The organism is Streptomyces sp. NPDC026515 (genome assembly GCF_055567595.1).
The window spans coordinates 1-15,274 of sequence record NZ_JBVHQD010000026.1 but is presented as its reverse complement, the minus strand read 5'-3'; the positions used below and the strand labels follow the sequence as shown (position 1 = coordinate 15,274).

Below are 15,274 nucleotides of genomic sequence, written 5' to 3'. Positions count from 1 at the left end.
GTCGCATGCGGCCCAGGCTGTGACGGGTGAGTGCGTGCGGCAGGGAAAGATCAGCTCCGTGCACTCGGCGGCCACCTTGCCCCCCCCGACGGCAGCTGCCGGTGTCGGGCGCGTACGGTCGGCTTTCACCTGCGGGGTGAACGAGGGCAGGCGACTACTGCAGTGCGTGGACCGCGGCTGAGAACACCGGGGGCATCCGGGATGCTGCCGGGACGATGAGGCGGGCGGTGCCGGGACGGCGGCTCGCGGCCAGCAGGGCTCCGGTCAGGAGTCGGTGGCGCCGGGTGAGGCGTAGCCAGGCGTGCTCGTACGAGTGCGGTCGCCCGGTGGCCAGGCAGCGGACGGCGGCCCCGGCGGTCGCCAGTGCGAGGGCGATGCCCTCGCCGGTGAGGGCATCCAGGTAGCCCGCGGCGTCGCCGACGAGCAGAACCCGTCCCGCTACTCTTCGTCGTACTCGCTGAAGCAATGGTCCCGCGCCGCGTACCTCCGTCACGGCCGGGCCGCGCAGCGACGCGCAGAGGGCCGGAAAGCCGGCCAGGTGATCGGCGTAGCCGCGACGGCTGCGGCTGAGGACGGCGACGCCCACCAGGTCGTCGCCGACCGGTGTCACGTAGGCCTCGCCGTGCCGGCCCCAGTGGACCTCCACGAAGTCCGACCACGGCTCGGTGCGGTAGTGCCGGCGCAGTCCGTAGCGGCCGAGGGGACGGTCCGGCAGTTCCAGCCCCAGGCGGCGGCGTACGGGGGAGTGCAGGCCATCGGCGGCGATCAGCCAACGGGCCGTGATTCCGGCGGCGGTGACCGTGTCTGCGCTCTGGTGCACCTCGCCGACCTTGCCCGGCAGCATGCGCACGCCAAGGCTGAGAGCGCGCTGGTGCAGTGCGGAGTGCAAGGTGGTGCGGCGGATTCCCAAGCCGCTTCGGCCGTGGAAGGAAGCTTCGGCGCGGCAACCACCGTCCACGTATCGGATGCCGCGCAGTTCGCGGCCGGTGACCTCGACGCCCAGTGCCCGCAGTGCGGCGAGACCGGATGGCATGACGCCTTCTCCGCAGGCCTTGTCGATGGGCGCGGTCCGGGGTTCGACGACCACGGCCTCCAGGCCGACGAGCGCGGCGTGGATGGCGGCTGCCAGACCGGCGGGTCCGCCGCCGGCCACCAGTACGTCGATCACGCCGGAGCGGCCGTGGTCGACGCGGCGGCGAGTGCTTGGTCCTCGCATCGGATGCGCACGGTGAGCAGGGCAGCGTTGAGTGCCGTGAACATGGCTGCGGTGACCCAGGCGGTGCGAACGAGGGGCAGGGCCGCGCCCTCGGCGACGACGGCCACGTAGTTCGGATGCCGCAGCCACCGCCACCGGTAGGGGCCGCTGGTCACCGGTGGCAGGCCGGGTACGACGATCACCCGGGTGTTCCAACGGGGTCCCAGGGTCGCGATGCACCACCACCGCAGTGCCTGGGCGGCCACCAGTACGGCGAGCGTCGGCCAGGCCAGGGCGGGCACGAAGGGGCGGCCGGCCAGCCACACCTCGGCCGGACAGGCGATCAGCAAGGCGGTGTGGAGGGCGACCATGGCCGGGTAGTGGCCCTGGCCGGCCTCGGTTGCGCCGTGGGCCGTGCTCCACCGTTCGTTGCGGCGGGCAACGGCGAGTTCGGCGACGCGTTCGGCGGCAACGGCGGCGACCAGCAGTCCGTACCAGATCATGTACCTGTGTCCTTCGAGGTTCGACTACCAGCGCAGGAGAACGAGTTCGCATGCGAAGCCGGGTCCCATCGCCAGCAGGACACCCGGAGTGCCCGGCGGCGGGCGGCGTTCGGCCAGGGTGTCGCGCAGTACGTGGAGCACTGATGACGAGGACAGGTTGCCCACGTCGGCCAGGTGGCGCCAGGTCACGTCGAGTGCCTCTTCGGGCAGGTCGAGGGCCTCGGTGACGGCCTGCAGGACCTTGGGGCCGCCGGGGTGGCACACCCAGGCGGACACGTCCTTCGGCTTCAGGCCGTGGTCGTCGAGGAACCCCTCGACGTCGTCGGCGAGGTAGTGGCGCACGACGTCAGGGACCTGCGGGTCGAGCACGATCTGGAAGCCGGAGTCGCTGATGTTCCAGCCTATGATCTGCCCGGTGTCCGGATACAGGTGGCTGCGGGTGTCCACGATCACCGGGCCCGCGGTCTCGTCCGGGCGGCACGGCCGGTTCGCGCCGTACGCGACGACCGCGGCGGCGCCGTCACCGAACAGTCCGGTGGCGACCAGGTTGGCCATGGAGGCGTCGTTGCGCTGGAAGGTGAGCGAGCACAGTTCGACGGACAGCAGTACCGCCACCTGGTCGGGCCGGCCAAGCAGGTAGTCGTGCATACGGGCCAGTCCGGAGGCGCCGCCGGCGCAGCCGAGGCCGAACAGGGGCAGCCGTTTGACGTCCGGCCGCAGCCCAAGGCGGCCGACGAGGCGTGCGTCGATCGAGGGGATGGCGATACCGGTGACGGAGGTGAAGATCAGCAGATCCACGTCGGCGGCGTACAGGCCGGCTGTGTGCAGCGCGTCCCGGACGGCCTTGGCGCCCAGGTCGGTGGCGGCGGCGACGAAGATGTCGTTGGCGGCGCCGAATCCTTCGAGCTCCGCGTACTGTTCCAGCGGCAGCGTCATATAGCGCGAGCGGACTTTCGTGCCGCGGTGCAGCCGGTCCAGGACCCGGCGGTCGGTGCCCCCGGGGAGACAGACGCGGGCCACCATGTCGGTGATCTCGCACTGGGTGCGACGGTGCGGTGCGAGGGCACCGTGAACGGCGGCGATCCGCGTCATGTGGTCCCGTCCGGCTATCGACTGGGATGAGCTGCTCTGCACGTGTTCCCCGGACCGCGGCTCCGCCACCACGGATCGCCCGTCCGGCTGTTCGTCCCGGGGCGCGTGCTCGGGCCGGGTGGGGCGGGGCGCCTACGATCGGCCGGGTGGGTACTCCTGAGCAGTCGACGGCCGGCGGCGCGGCCGCGGGTTGGGCCGTCCGGGTGGGTGGCCTGGCCGGGGCGTGCCACCCCGCGCCAGTCGTGACGGTCACGGGTCTGATGGCCGCGCTGGCCGTGACCGCCGGGCAGGGGGCCGCGGGTTGTGTCCTGACCGCAGCCGCGGTTCTGAGCGGGCAGTTGTCCGTCGGATGGTGCAACGACGCGTTCGACGCCCGCCGAGACATCGCCTCCGGCCGCCGCGGCAAACCCGTCGCCGACGGCAGGGTCGGTGTGGCGGAGGTGTGGGTGGCCGCATACGCCGCGCTGGCGTTGTGCGTGCCGCTCTCGTTCGCCTGTGGCCTGTGGGCGGGCGCCGTCCACTTGGCCGGGGTCGCGGCGGCGTGGGCGTACGACCTGCGGCTCAAGGCGACCGCATGGTCCTGGGCGCCGTACGCATTGGGTTTCGCCGCGCTCCCGGCGTTCGTGGCGCTGGGGCTCCCGGGACAGCCGTGGCCGGCCTGGTGGATTGTCACCGCCGGGGCGCTGCTGGGGGTCGGAGCCCATCTGGGCGACGTACTGCCGGACATCCGCGGGGATCTGGCGACGGGTGTCCAGGGATGGCCGCACCGGCTGGGCCCGGAGGGCGCGCGGCTGCTGCTGCCGGTTCCGCTGGTGACCGCGTCCGCTGTTCTGGCGCTGGGGCCTGCCGGGGACACCGGCGGATGGGGAGGGACGGCGGTCGCGGTGGCCGGCCTGGTCGCGGTGGCGGGGACGGTGCTGGGACGCCGCCGGCCGCGGGCGGCGTTCGCGGCAGCCGTTGCCGTGGCGGTGGTGGACGTGGCGTTGCTGCTGCTGCGCGGCACCAGGATCGCCTGATCGCTCCGCCGCTCCGACCGGCACATACCGGACGGAACCGCCGGCGCAGGCGGGAGTTCCCCGACCCGTGGCGGCGTTGTCGGCTCACGAGTGCTGTTCCCCGTCGTGGCCAGGTCGCGCTTCGTCTGATCCGCCGGTGCCCGTACTGAGCACAACCGTGGTGGCGATGTCGGCGGAGTCCGGTGCTTCGGCCGGTTCTGGACGGCGGCGCGGAGTGACGCGTGCGCCGACGACCAAGCCGCCCCGAACCGTCCTATCGCCGTCTCCAGCTCCAACCGCTCCAAGCCGGGCGGGATGCAGCCGACCGGCTGCGGGCGCCGGCGGGCCGGTGCGCGTACACCCCTCAGCGCCCTGCTGGGCCGCAGCTTCGCAGCGGAGGAACTCCCCGCCCGTACGGGCCTGACGGAGGACCGGGATCACCGAGGACCTGGTGGCGCCGAACGGGTATGTCGCCGACTCCGTCGGCGCCCCGGGCGGTGCGGACCGGCGGGATCTGGCACACGAGGGATTGTCTCCCCCGGGGGTTCACGCGGTTCTGCCCGGCCGCACGATGTCGGACCCGACGGTCCGGGGAGCCGTGCGTACCGGCGCCCCGCTCGGGGAATCGAGCCGACGGGTGGCGATGTGCACGCCGTCCATCAACCGGCCGCCTGACGCCTCGACCGCACCCAGGCAGAACCTGACCCACATGTTGAGCTGCGCCTCCTTGGCCACGCGCAGACGCGAGTACAGGAGGTCGACCAGACGGCTCCCGGCACGTGCCCACAGCTCCACCTCGAACTCCAGCGGTGCGCCGTCACCGCCGCATGCCCGGAAGTGGATCTGTCCAGCTTCCATGTGGCCGCGCAGGGTCACCAGACAAAGACGGTCCCGGTCGCGGCGGACGACTCTCACGGGCCCGTTCCAGGGGCCCGGAATGACCACCACGAGTTCGTCCGCGAGGCCCAGTCCGCCCACCCGGGCGGGCGCCTGCTGGGAGCGTATGCCCACAACCTCCGAGGGCACGAAGCGGCCGAAGTCCTCGCAGAGCCGGAGGATGAGCCGTTCGGCATCGAGTTGAGGCGAGGCGATGCGCACCATGAAGCGCCGGTGGAACAAGGGGCCGTAACCGTCCTCCGAGAGCTGCACCCGGTTGTCAAGCATTGTCTCGGGCACCCGCGGCGGGCGGTCCCGGTCATCTCCACGTCGCTCGCCTCCGCGGTGGAGGGGAGTCGTAGCCCACAGGTAGCGCCACGTGACCAGGATCGTTCCCAGCGCCCATTGTGCGAGGACGGTGAGCGCGCGTGGGTGGCAGTGTGACACGGGGGCTTCCTTCGCCTTCAGTATTTTATGCCCTGGAATGCGCATATTCGTCTGAGTACCCGGTACTGGGAGGGTGACACGCACGCACGGAAAGAGGGAGGTCCACATGGTGATTCGGATCCTGTACGGTGCCGGCCTGCGCCGTACCCATTTCCACCTCGTTTCGTTCGCCGCGATCGGCCTGTGCGTCGCTCTCTGGGTCCGCGCCAAGACCTCCGACCAGGAGCAGCGGGGCAACGCCGAGCGACGCGCGCTGTTCGTCGGGCTGTGGCCTCCCATGCTGTGGCTCATCGGTGAGGCGCTGCGGGAACCGCAGTGACATCCGTCGCCTCCCGCGATCGCGTCTTCGGACGCGTCGACGCGGCTCGTGTCCTGCGGGACCTCGCGGACGCTCGCGTCAACTACGCGGTCGAGGAGGTGCGGCGCCCGGCCTGGAACATCGACACGTACAGTGCGTCCCTGCCGGCGGAAGGTCCCGGGCTTCCGGACCCGGGCGGAACGTGGGAGCGGGCCTGCCGGTTCGTCCGGGACTACGAGTTCTCGCCTCCGCGGATCGTGCGGGCGGTGTACGACCCGGAGCAGCCCCTGCTCGGCCGGGACATGTTGCTCGAAGCGCGCTTCTACGGTCTGCATTTCTATTGCGGGGTACGTGTCACCGAGGTCGTCGACCGGTGGCGCGGCGATGTCCGTGTCTGGGGATGGGCGTACGAGACTCTGGAAGGACACCTCGAACGGGGAAAGGTGGCCTACGAGGTGGTGAAGCGCTGCGACACGGGCGAGGTGAGTTTCGTCGTCTCCTGTTATTCGCAGGGTTCCCCGGCCCTGGGCCGAGTCGTCCGACTCGGTTGGCAGCTCTTCGGCCGGCCGACCCAGTCGCGTTTCTACCGGGAGTGCATCGCGCGTCTTCAACGCTTTGTGGAGTGCGCCCCGGACCAACCCCCGGGGCGGTCGACACGGACGGGGCAGCTCGTGTGGGCGCCGTCCGACGCCCGGGCGTATCGCCTCGACGCCCTCGCGATTCACCGGGTAGCCCCCGGCTGAGCACCGATGGCTCCGCCCGCCTCGGCGAAGAACGGGCTGCCGTCTGGGACGCCGGACGCACTGTGGGCTGGCTCAATGCGAGGGAGCGCCTCACGCGCGTGGCTTCCAGGGCACACCCGGGACTCCTGCGGCCATCCAGGCGCGGCGGCCGCACACGGGCAGGGCGCGCAGTGCGGACACATGGTTGAGCCGGGCGGGGATACCCCAGTGGTATGCGACGGACAACGGGACCCAGACAGCAGGCCGAGAGACATACGCCGGACAGGCCCACCGCACTTCCGAAAGGGTCCCTCTGGGCAGTGGTAAAGGGCACGGCCAGGGAATTCCAGAATGACGAACTAGCCGACCGTGCCGCGGCGTTGACGTACTACGGAATCCTGTCACTCTTCCCGGCGCTGCTGGTTCTGGTGTCGCTGCTCGGTATCGCCGGCAGGTCGGCGACCCAACGGGTCCTGGACAACGTCGAGAAACTGGCGCCGAGTTCGGCCCGGGACGTCATCACCGACGCGGTTCGGCAGCTTCAGGCGTCCGGCGGCATCGGCTCGATCGTCGCTTTGGCCGGCGTCGTGTTGGCCGTGTGGTCGGCCTCCGGCTACATCGCGGCGTTCATCCGCAGTGCCAACGTGGTGTACGACATGCCCGAGGGCCGGCCGATGTGGAAGGTGCTGCCGATCCGGGTCGGCGTCACCGTGGTACTGCTGGTCCTGACGGTGGTGAGCGCGTTGATCGTGGTGTTCACCGGTGGTCTGGCCCGCGCCGCCGGTTCGGCGCTGGGGATCGGGGGCTTCGCCCTGAAGGTGTGGTCGATCGCGAAGTGGCCGGGGCTGGTCGTGATGGTCATGGCCATGGTGGCGATCCTGTACTGGGCGGCGCCGAACGTGAAGGGCCGCGGCTTCCGGTGGGTCACTCCGGGCAGTGTGCTGGCCCTGTTGCTCTGGATGATCGCCTCGGCGGGCTTCGCGTTCTATGTGGCGCACTTCGCGTCGTACAACAAGACGTACGGCACGCTCGCCGGGGTGATCGTTTTCCTGATGTGGCTGTGGATCAGCAATATCGCGGTCCTGCTGGGCCTGGAGTTCGACGCGGAGCTGGCCCGCCAGCGTGCCGTCGTCGGCGGACTGCCCAAGGGCGAAGAGCCGTACCTCCCGCCGCGTGACACCCGCGCCTGGAGCGCGGAGGAACACCGTCGCCTTGACTGAAGCGGTCCGCGACACAGACGCCGGCCCAGCGCATGTGGAGACCGCGCACGGTCAGCGGCGCCTCACATGAACGTCGGGGTCACCCTCACGCGAATCCCACCGCTCGCGTCCTTTGCGCGTACCACAGCGATCTCGCACTGCGGATGCCCCAGGCCAACGCTTGTCGGTGGTTCGTCGCGGGACCGGTACCTCAGCGCCCAGGTATTGCCGCCTGCAGCAGCGGGCGAAGCCCTCACCTGCCTGACCGCCGCGGACGTCTCGCCGTTGCCGGCCGTGCAGTACGCAGCACAGCGATCGCGCCATCGCGACGACGCCGAAGAGCTGACCCAGGAGGTACGCGCGGATCTCTTCCTCGCATTGAGGCGGGAAGACGAAATGTGTCACCCGGGTGATCCGCAGTGGCATGGTCCTACGCCGTGCCGCAAGTCAGCGCCGGGCGACCTCCCTTGTCAACGGAGCGTTGGCACTGAGGGGTTCGGTGAGCGGGGCAGGGGTTGGCGGAGCCCAGCCGGAGGCTTCGGCCGACTCGGCCGCCGGCGGGATGCGGTCCTCCCGCCAGGACAGGCCCAGCATGGTGGCGAGCAGGACGAAGGGGGCGAGCCGGAACGATCAGCGCGTACACGTGTACCGCCTGTCGTGAAGTGCGTGCGACGTGACGGGCAGCAACAGGTGCCCGCAGGAAGCGCATCGATGCCGCGCCGGGATCGAGTACGGGACGGATCCCGGCACTGATGCGCGAGGTACGCCCTCGGAGGAGCGCGAGAGGTGATCGACGCTGCCGGGGGGCAAGGGCCGCACCATGCACGCTAGTCCCCGAGGTACTCGCCGGGCAGCTGTCAAGTGGCCAATCGGGTCCCGCCGGTTCGGCCGGAAGCCGCGGACACGGGTCGCTATCCGTAACCTCCATGGAGGGCTAGGCTGTTCGAACAGGCCCCGGCCCCCGGCACTGATGCGTTGCTCCGCTCCGGGGAGGCCCGCCGTGTTCGTTCTGCTTGTCGTCCTGATCGTGGTCCTGCTCGGCCTCGGCTTTCTCCATCCTCTTTGGTGGGTGGCCGCGGCCGTGCTGCTCTTCGGCCTCTCCCGCTACGGCCGTGAGCCCAGGGGAGGCTGGATCCGCGGCGACAGGTCCGACGACCTTGGTGACTACCGCGACTACCGGGAACGGCGCGACCGTCAGGACCGCTGGGACCGTCGCTACAACCGTCAGAACCGGGCGCGCTGGCGGCGCGATGACCGTCGGGACGACAACCGCCGTGGGTGACCGGTGAACCGGTCCGGCATCCAGGGAATCCTGGGCGGTTCTTCTCGTCACTCCGGGCGTGTTCTTCGTGGGGAGGGGCACCTCGTGAACGAGGGCGTACCTCACAGCGCGATCGCCTCTCCATGAGTGGCCAGCGGCGCGCCAGCGCCACTACGTCCTGACCCGCCTGGTCCTCCACCGAGGCCGCGGTCCTCAGCCCCCCATTCCAGGGGGTGTTGCTACCGTCACTTCACCCGGAGACGTGACCTCGGGCACCAACATCCTCGAACTGTCCGCTGGATATGGGTAGTTGGAGAAGTCCACGCTCGTCGATGCTGCTGATCCCGCGGTTCGCCCTCTACCCGTTCGGATACCAGCACCCCCACAGTGTGGGCTTCCGGGTCCACGACGCGGCGGACCGGCTCTCGGGCCGGTCACGCAAACTGTTCACGCACTCGGGTGACTGGCACATCGTGGTCGACTACGCCCACCGCCCGGCGAACGGACGACCGGTGGACGACTTGCCGCGACACAGATCTTCTCACTCCCGGTGACTGCCCGGGACCGGGCGGTGATCAGCCGTGGACACGTGACCCGTCGGGGTCGAAGCCCGCTCGTGCCGGCCAGTTGTCCCGCCGTTCCCGCGCCACTGCCGCACGACTGCCGATCCGCTCGCCGCCGGAGCCGACGCGTTCTCCGCTCAGAGGCAAGACGGGGGCGACCGGCTGGACAGGGACGGTCAGTTCGGGCTGCGCGGAGCGTGAGCCGATCCGGCGCGCGTACTCGCCGTCGGGTTCCCTGCTCTGGTGCTCGAAGAAGCGGAGCATCTCCACGGGGAACGGCATGACGAGCGTGCTGTTCTTCTCCACCGAGACGTCCACGACGGTCTCAGCAGGCACAGTTGCGGTGCTCCGGGGGTGTCGGCCATGGTCGCGGCGGCGTCGGTCAGCTGCTGGGACGCCTGGAACCCTCCGGAAGGGCGATGTCCTTGATCTCGACGCGTTCGATGCGCAGTCCCCAGGCCAGGCGCCGCCAGCACGTCATGCCCGACCCGAAGCCCAGCTCCTGAGGCAAGTACTCCCATTGGGTGCCTGTGTGCAGGACGAAGGGAATCCCGCGCAGTGCTTGCCGGTCCGGCACTCGAGGTCTGCCCTCGACCAGCTTCGGCGCCGGCACGGGCAGCAGCGGTTCGATGAGCGACCACAGTTCATCCGACACGATCCACGGCCGCGACTGACGTTTCCCCACGACCGATTCGACGAGCAGACAAGCCCACAGTCGCATGATCAGCAGGTTTTGTCAGAGCCAGTAGGCCGTTGTGCCGGCTCGCGAACACGGCCTCGTCTGCTTCGATCCGCAGGGAGAATACCTCCGGTCGTGAGCCGCCCTGTGCGGGGCGAGCGCGGTCGGCCCGGGCGTCGTCCTGGTGTGTCGTTCGGTGACCGTGGCTGCGACCACGACAGGTACCGCCGCCTCGTTCGCGAGCTCGGCGTGGAGACATTGACGGCGCGACGTGGCACCGAACACGGTTCCGGACGTGGAACCCAACACTGGGTTGGCGAGCGCGCCTTCGCTCACCCGCAAGCGGTCGCCTCTACCCGGCGCGGTTCCAGGAGCGGCCGCTCAGGAGGCATCGGTCAGCCGGTGCAGGGGTGTGCCGTGCGCCCAACTCCTCAGGCGCGGGCCGTCGATGAGGTGGATGTCGCCCTGGCGCCGCGCCCATTGGACGTCACGGTGGCTGAAGGTCCCCCGGTGTACAACGAGCCGCAGAGTGGTGCCCGTCCGGCGTGCGGACCGCGCGGACGCGTCCTCGTCGGGCAGGGGCTCGGCCACTGGACGGAACGCCACTTCTATGCGGTGGCCCTGGCCGTTCCGTGCGCGAACCCGTGGCCGATCCTGCCGGGTGGACGGCGGGAGAACCACCCAGCCGTCCCGGCGCAGCATCCGGGACACGGCCAGGATGAGCCCGTCCGTGTCCAGTTCCGCGAGTTCCTCGGGCGTGTAGTGCCCCAGGCGGCGACGGGCCAGCGGACGGTGGTGCCGGACCACGACCGGGGTGGCGACGGCGAGGAGCGCCAGCGCCGCCACGAGCACGCCGGCCCCGAGCGCCCGGTAGGCCACCGCGACGCCCGCCACCACCCCGCACACCACCGCCACGACGCCCGCGAACGCGGGCATCACCTCGCGCAGGGTCGGCCCGTAACGCCCCTGGTCGCGCAGGGCACGGATCGCGAGTCGCCGCCGGCTCCGGCGTGACGGTCCCCTCTCGGCCTCTGGTCCCCTCCATGCCACCCGGGTCGGCTCCTCCCACCCCGCGTGCGCCGATGTACCTGCCGGAGGGATACCCAGCTGTGACGTACCCGTCGTGCGGAGGGCGGGATCCGGCCATGAATCCGGCCGAAGTCTTTCGGCGCACTCGCCGGTGAGCCTCTTCCCCGAGAGCTTCGTCAGCCTCGCTGATGCGGCCCGGATCCGCCACCGGTTCATCCGGGCGGAACAACTCGCCCAGCAGGTTGCCGGTGCGGGCGACACCGATGCCATCGCCCGGCCTGCCGAGATCGAACGGATGAACCGCGCCGAGTGGGAAGCCGGCCTGCTCCTGGAGCAGGCCGCGGACGCGGGCAGCACCAATGCTCTGATCCGACTCGCCGTCATGAAGGCGAAGGCCGGCCACCGCCATGAGGCCGAAGATCTTACGGTGCAGGCCGCCGCCGCGGGCGACACGCGCCCGCTCGTCCGACTGGCCGAATTGCGAGAACTGGCAGGAGTCACACAAGGAGCGGAACGACTGGGACGGTTGGCCGCCACGGCGGGGGACACGTCGGCCGTCGTCCGGATTGCGGAGATCAGGGAGACCGGCGGCCGCATCGCGCGCAATGAGGCTCGGCGTCTCCACCAGCGTGCCGACCGGGCGGGAGACGCGAGCGCCCTCGCCCGCCTCGCCGCCGCGCGGGAGACAGCCGGCTGCCGGGAAGAAGCCGGGCAAGTCGCCCGGCGCGCGCGGCAAAAGCCGACCCCGGTCAGCCGGCGTCGCCGCTTCTTGGCGATCTGCGGCTCGAACGTGCTCGTGTGTCACCTGGGACCTTTACCTCGACCGGCCCGACGTCGGTCAGCACGGTCCTGGCCCGGCCTGCGTTGCGGGAGTTGCCACTGCCCCGGCCGGCTGAGTCGTGCTTCTCATAGCCGAGGTGATCAGTGATCTCACCTTCCGGGGCGGACTCCAGGACCTGCATGGTCAGCTGCAGTCCTTCCGACCAGGCCCGCCGCCTCCGAAAATTCCAAAGGGAAGCGCCGACTCCACCGATTCCGGCCTACCGTGACCGCCCCTTGAGGTCGTTCCGTCTCTTCGGTGATGGCGCTTCTCACTGAGGAGCGACCGGCGGTCGGTACGGCCTGGCATCTTGTACGGGTTGCATGCACCCGTAGAGATCGGAACCCGAAGTGCTGCCCGCTGTCACTCGTCATGGTGAGTTCGCCGCACTGGTCATAAGAACTGACTTCAGTGATGAGACGGTCTGGCAAGCCGTACGGGAGGAGTTGTTGAGAGTGTGGGGCGATGGTGACTACGAGCCCCACGTCCACATCGTCGACGATCCGGTCTGGACCGGCGCCACACCCGATGACGTGATCACGGCCGTGTCAGCGGACGAGGACCTGAGCGTGGTCTTCCTTGCCGACCGCACAACTATGCGAGACCACCAACATCCGCTGCTGGCCGTGGCGGTCCTGACCAGGGACGAGTGCGAGAGCGACGAGGAGTTCGAGGCATACGGCGGATCGGTTCGCACCATTCCCGCCGGCATTCACGACATCCACGCGAATCTGGCGATCGCCAACCTGGACTTCGCAGATGTCGCAGAGGCGGCCCGGACCGACCCCGCAGAGATCTTTCGGTCCTTCTAGAGGCTCACCACGGGCCCGGTCGGACGCCCCGCCAAGCGCACCGCGAAGGAGCTCTGCACGCCCTGTACGGCAGCTGCTCGGACGATGAACAGGCCTTCGGCCGCTCCCATAAGCTCGGCACAAGGACGACTGGCATACACGCGATGGGGGGAGCGGCTGTTCCTGATCCGAGCGTGCAGGGGCGTCTTTGCTGACCTCTCGCAACGAAGTTCGTCCAGCTGGATCTTCTGGAGAGTGAGGTTCGCTCCGGCTGCCCCAGTACTGTGGCTTTGCATGACCGACTCTGAGATCGAGATCACCGCAGACCTGGTCCGCGAGCTGCTGAGGGAGCAGCATCCGGATCTTGAAGGGCTGGCCATCCGTGAGGTTGCGGGTGGCTGGGGCAACCAGATGTGGCGTCTTGGGGATGAGTTGGCTGTGCGTATGCCGCGCATGGAAGGTGCCACGGGTCCCTTGCGCAAGGAGTGCCGGTGGCTGCCTGTCGTGGCCCCGCGTCTTCCGCTCCCGGTTCCGGTGCCTGTGCGGATCGGCGAACCGTCCGTGCGCTTTCCGAGGCCGTGGAGTGTGATGACGTGGGTCGGTGGCGAGCCACTCGACTACACCTCGATCAGTCGCGGCGACCACGCGGCCGACACTCTGGCGGGCTTCCTCAGGGCGCTCCATGTGGCGGCGCCCGCTGAGGCGCCGGCCAGTTCGGACCGTGGCGGTCACCCCAAGGAGTACACGGGCGCCTTCGAGAATTTCTTGCGGGCCATTGTCCCCGGCGGCTTTTCCGCCGATGCACGGGCCGTGTGGGACGTCTGGGACGATGCCGTTGCGGCCCCCGAGTGGGAGGGCCCGCCGCTATGGCTGCACGGTGACCTCCATCCCGCGAATGTCGTCGTCTCGGACGGGACGCTGTCGGGCGTGATTGATTTCGACGCCATGTTCGCCGGCGATCCAGCATGGGACCTGACGGCCGCGTGGCTGCTGCTTCCCGCGGGCGCCGGCTCACGGTTCTTCGAGGTGTACGCGCGGGCGGACGAGGCGACGATCCGGCGCGCCCGAGGGTTGGCTGCCATGAAGAGCCTCTTCCTCATCCTGATGGGCCAGAACGGGGAGCAGGGACTTCCGGGCGGCAAGCCGACGTGGGGACCCGCAGGCCGGGCAGCGCTCGATCGTGTGCTGACAGCGTGACGCGGACACGGAGTATCGCTACGTAGCCCCAACCGGAATGACCCGGCCACCGCCCCAATCAGCTGCCGCGGCTTCCATGTCTCCGGCCACACAGCCTGCGTCAAGGACGCCTGGCGGGAGGCGGCCATGCGGGTGTTCGCTGAGTCCACCGACCTGCGGGTGCGCCACCGTGTCCTGCGGGGCCTGCCCACCTCGCGTGCGGTATACCCGCCGCAGAGCAATTGTCAAGACTTGTGGGTGGAGCTCAGTTCGGATTGCCGGCGCGCAGGGCGACCTTCAGCCGCGTGAACGCTGTCGGAGTCGGCCGTTGAGCCAGGGTGTTCTTGATCTGCTGGGCGATCTCCCCAGGGGTGTTCTTGCTCGTGTCGCATTTGATGTCGTAGATGCCGTGCGCGTGGACCTGCTCGAACTGCCGCGCGGCAAGACCTGGCGTCCGGTCGCCGCGGATCTGCTCCCTTCGCTCCAGCTCCGGCAACGGGCAGTGAACGCCGACGAGAACGACGTTCTCGGCAGTGAAGAGGGCGAGGCAGTCGAGGAGGCGCCAGCGCTGGCTCAGCACGTGGTCTACCACGACGTTGTTGCCGGCCACGGCCATCCCGGCGACGGCGCGGTGGAAGCCCATGGCGGTTCGGTCGATCTCGGCCTGCAGGTGGTCGTCGGGGATGTCCCGATCAGACCGCATCGCATGGAAGGCGTCCACCGGCATGTGAAAGAACGATGCGTCCAGGATCTGGAGAAGCTCTCGGGCGATGCTCGACTTTCCTGAGCTCGAAGTTCCGTTCAGGAAGATGATCAGCCCGCCCGGCCGCTGGTCAGGTACTTCAAGACCGCGGGTCTCGCTGCTGGGGGCCTTGGCCGGGACCGCTTCGTTTCGTTGTGCATCGTCATGCGACATGGGCGGATGATCTCGAAGGTAGTGGCAGGAGCGCCACCTGAACTCATGCCGCTTCGGTCTCCTCTCGCTCGACCAGGACGCCGTTCTCGAAGCGCGCGCCGGCGCGGACCAGGGGCACCAGATGGGCTCCGGTGATCGCGCGCCATCGCGCCTGGGCGGACTCGACCAGCTTGAACACCGTCGCGAGCGCGGCCGCCGGGCTGCCGGCGCTGCGGGTGACCTTGGTGCGGAGCTTGACGGTGGAGAACGTCGACTCGATGGGGTTGGTGGTCCGCAGGTGGTGAGCTTGTTCCGCTTTGACGGACACCATCGGTGTGGTGGTCAGGCTGCGAGTGCGGTCTCGTATTCGGCGGGACTGCGGTAGCCGAGGCTGCTGTGCAGTCGGTGCAAGTTGTACCAGCCTTCGATGAAGTCGAAGATCGCGGTGCGGGCAGCGGCCCGGCTGGGCCAGGTGCTGATGTCGAGCACCTCCCGTTTGATGGTGGCGAAGAATGACTCGGCGAGTGCGTTGTCCCAGCACTGACCGGTCCGGCCGACGGACAGGCGGACGCCGAACTCCGTTGCCAGGGAGGCGAATTGCTGGCTGGTGTACTGACAGCCGCGATCCGAGTGAAAGATCACCGGCCGCGTGGGACGACGCTGTCGGCAGGCCGCCAAGAGGGCGTCGGCGACCAGATCGGTTCGCAGGTGGTCGGCCGTCGCCCAGCCGACC

General features: G+C 69.6%; 15 protein-coding genes and 3 pseudogenes. 7 read left to right on the top strand and 11 right to left on the bottom strand.

Annotation, left to right across the window (positions count from 1 at the left end; genetic code table 11):
* Nucleotides 1-154: 154 nt before the first annotated feature.
* From ACZ4O3_RS37870 to ACZ4O3_RS37860, 3 genes are read right to left on the bottom strand one after another with little or no spacing between them, the layout of a single operon-like run.
* Nucleotides 155-1,168 carry an NAD(P)/FAD-dependent oxidoreductase gene (locus tag ACZ4O3_RS37870; RefSeq protein ID WP_467726841.1) on the bottom strand — a complete coding sequence of 338 codons (1,014 nt, stop codon included), beginning with the start codon at nucleotides 1,166-1,168 and terminating at the stop codon, nucleotides 155-157.
* On the bottom strand, nucleotides 1,165-1,698 hold the full coding sequence (locus tag ACZ4O3_RS37865; RefSeq protein ID WP_384992620.1) for an isoprenylcysteine carboxyl methyltransferase family protein: 534 nt from the start codon (nucleotides 1,696-1,698) through the stop codon (nucleotides 1,165-1,167). The genes ACZ4O3_RS37870 and ACZ4O3_RS37865 overlap by 4 nt, the downstream gene beginning before the upstream one ends.
* Before the next feature lie 24 nt (nucleotides 1,699-1,722).
* The gene (locus ACZ4O3_RS37860) at nucleotides 1,723-2,790 is read right to left on the bottom strand and encodes a type III polyketide synthase (protein WP_467726741.1); all 1,068 of its coding nucleotides are present in this window, start codon (nucleotides 2,788-2,790) and stop codon (nucleotides 1,723-1,725) included.
* A 146-nt stretch (nucleotides 2,791-2,936) separates the two neighbouring features.
* Between ACZ4O3_RS37860 and ACZ4O3_RS37855 the strand changes: the two genes are divergently transcribed.
* Nucleotides 2,937-3,806, top strand: a complete 870-nt coding sequence (locus tag ACZ4O3_RS37855; RefSeq protein ID WP_467726739.1) for a UbiA family prenyltransferase — start codon at nucleotides 2,937-2,939, stop codon at nucleotides 3,804-3,806.
* Nucleotides 3,807-4,331: 525 nt separating this feature from the next.
* On the opposite strand, the gene ACZ4O3_RS37850 is transcribed toward ACZ4O3_RS37855, so the two are convergent.
* On the bottom strand, nucleotides 4,332-4,949 hold the full coding sequence (locus tag ACZ4O3_RS37850; RefSeq protein WP_467726737.1) for a DUF1990 domain-containing protein: 618 nt from the start codon (nucleotides 4,947-4,949) through the stop codon (nucleotides 4,332-4,334).
* A 265-nt stretch (nucleotides 4,950-5,214) separates the two neighbouring features.
* Here ACZ4O3_RS37850 and ACZ4O3_RS37845 point away from each other — a divergent pair, with 265 nt between their 5' ends.
* From ACZ4O3_RS37845 to ACZ4O3_RS37830, 4 genes are all read left to right on the top strand, one after another.
* The gene (locus ACZ4O3_RS37845; RefSeq protein ID WP_362719533.1) at nucleotides 5,215-5,427 is read left to right on the top strand and encodes a hypothetical protein; all 213 of its coding nucleotides are present in this window, start codon (nucleotides 5,215-5,217) and stop codon (nucleotides 5,425-5,427) included.
* Nucleotides 5,424-6,149 (top strand): DUF1990 family protein, encoded by a 726-nt coding sequence (locus ACZ4O3_RS37840; protein WP_467726735.1) that lies wholly within the window; start codon nucleotides 5,424-5,426, stop codon nucleotides 6,147-6,149. The genes ACZ4O3_RS37845 and ACZ4O3_RS37840 overlap by 4 nt, the downstream gene beginning before the upstream one ends.
* 212 nt (nucleotides 6,150-6,361) lie before the next feature.
* A complete protein-coding gene (locus tag ACZ4O3_RS37835) occupies nucleotides 6,362-7,348 on the top strand; it encodes a YihY/virulence factor BrkB family protein (RefSeq protein ID WP_362719537.1) in 987 nt (328 codons plus the stop codon).
* A 979-nt stretch (nucleotides 7,349-8,327) separates the two neighbouring features.
* Entirely contained in the window at nucleotides 8,328-8,609 is a 282-nt protein-coding gene (locus ACZ4O3_RS37830) for a hypothetical protein (RefSeq protein WP_467726734.1), read from the top strand.
* 554 nt (nucleotides 8,610-9,163) lie between these two features.
* Here the strand turns inward: ACZ4O3_RS37830 and ACZ4O3_RS37825 are convergent.
* The 4 genes and pseudogenes from ACZ4O3_RS37825 to ACZ4O3_RS37810 form a co-directional block, all read right to left on the bottom strand.
* A complete protein-coding gene (locus ACZ4O3_RS37825; RefSeq protein ID WP_467726732.1) occupies nucleotides 9,164-9,487 on the bottom strand; it encodes a hypothetical protein in 324 nt (107 codons plus the stop codon).
* A gap of 124 nt (nucleotides 9,488-9,611) precedes the next feature.
* Nucleotides 9,612-9,872, bottom strand: a pseudogene (locus ACZ4O3_RS37820) (transposase); the annotation flags it as partial.
* A 339-nt stretch (nucleotides 9,873-10,211) separates the two neighbouring features.
* On the bottom strand, nucleotides 10,212-10,766 hold the full coding sequence (locus ACZ4O3_RS37815; protein ID WP_467726839.1) for a hypothetical protein: 555 nt from the start codon (nucleotides 10,764-10,766) through the stop codon (nucleotides 10,212-10,214).
* Between the two features lie 834 nt (nucleotides 10,767-11,600).
* Nucleotides 11,601-11,893 (bottom strand): annotated as a pseudogene (locus ACZ4O3_RS37810) (transposase); the annotation flags it as partial.
* A 136-nt stretch (nucleotides 11,894-12,029) separates the two neighbouring features.
* On the opposite strand from ACZ4O3_RS37810, the gene ACZ4O3_RS37805 reads away from it, so the two are divergent.
* The gene (locus ACZ4O3_RS37805) at nucleotides 12,030-12,491 is read left to right on the top strand and encodes a DUF6924 domain-containing protein (protein ID WP_467726730.1); all 462 of its coding nucleotides are present in this window, start codon (nucleotides 12,030-12,032) and stop codon (nucleotides 12,489-12,491) included.
* 273 nt (nucleotides 12,492-12,764) lie between these two features.
* On the top strand, nucleotides 12,765-13,667 hold the full coding sequence (locus ACZ4O3_RS37800; protein ID WP_362732671.1) for an aminoglycoside phosphotransferase family protein: 903 nt from the start codon (nucleotides 12,765-12,767) through the stop codon (nucleotides 13,665-13,667).
* Nucleotides 13,668-13,911: 244 nt separating this feature from the next.
* Here the strand turns inward: ACZ4O3_RS37800 and ACZ4O3_RS37795 are convergent, their stop codons facing one another.
* From ACZ4O3_RS37795 to ACZ4O3_RS37785, 3 genes and pseudogenes are all read right to left on the bottom strand, one after another.
* Complete coding sequence (locus tag ACZ4O3_RS37795) at nucleotides 13,912-14,562, bottom strand: chloramphenicol phosphotransferase CPT family protein (protein ID WP_467726728.1); 651 nt, start codon at nucleotides 14,560-14,562, stop codon at nucleotides 13,912-13,914.
* 43 nt (nucleotides 14,563-14,605) lie between these two features.
* A pseudogene (locus ACZ4O3_RS37790) lies at nucleotides 14,606-14,857 on the bottom strand (IS256 family transposase); the annotation flags it as partial.
* A 26-nt stretch (nucleotides 14,858-14,883) separates the two neighbouring features.
* Nucleotides 14,884-15,274: IS3 family transposase (locus ACZ4O3_RS37785; RefSeq protein ID WP_467726726.1), on the bottom strand; the 391-nt coding region annotated here is incomplete at its 5' end.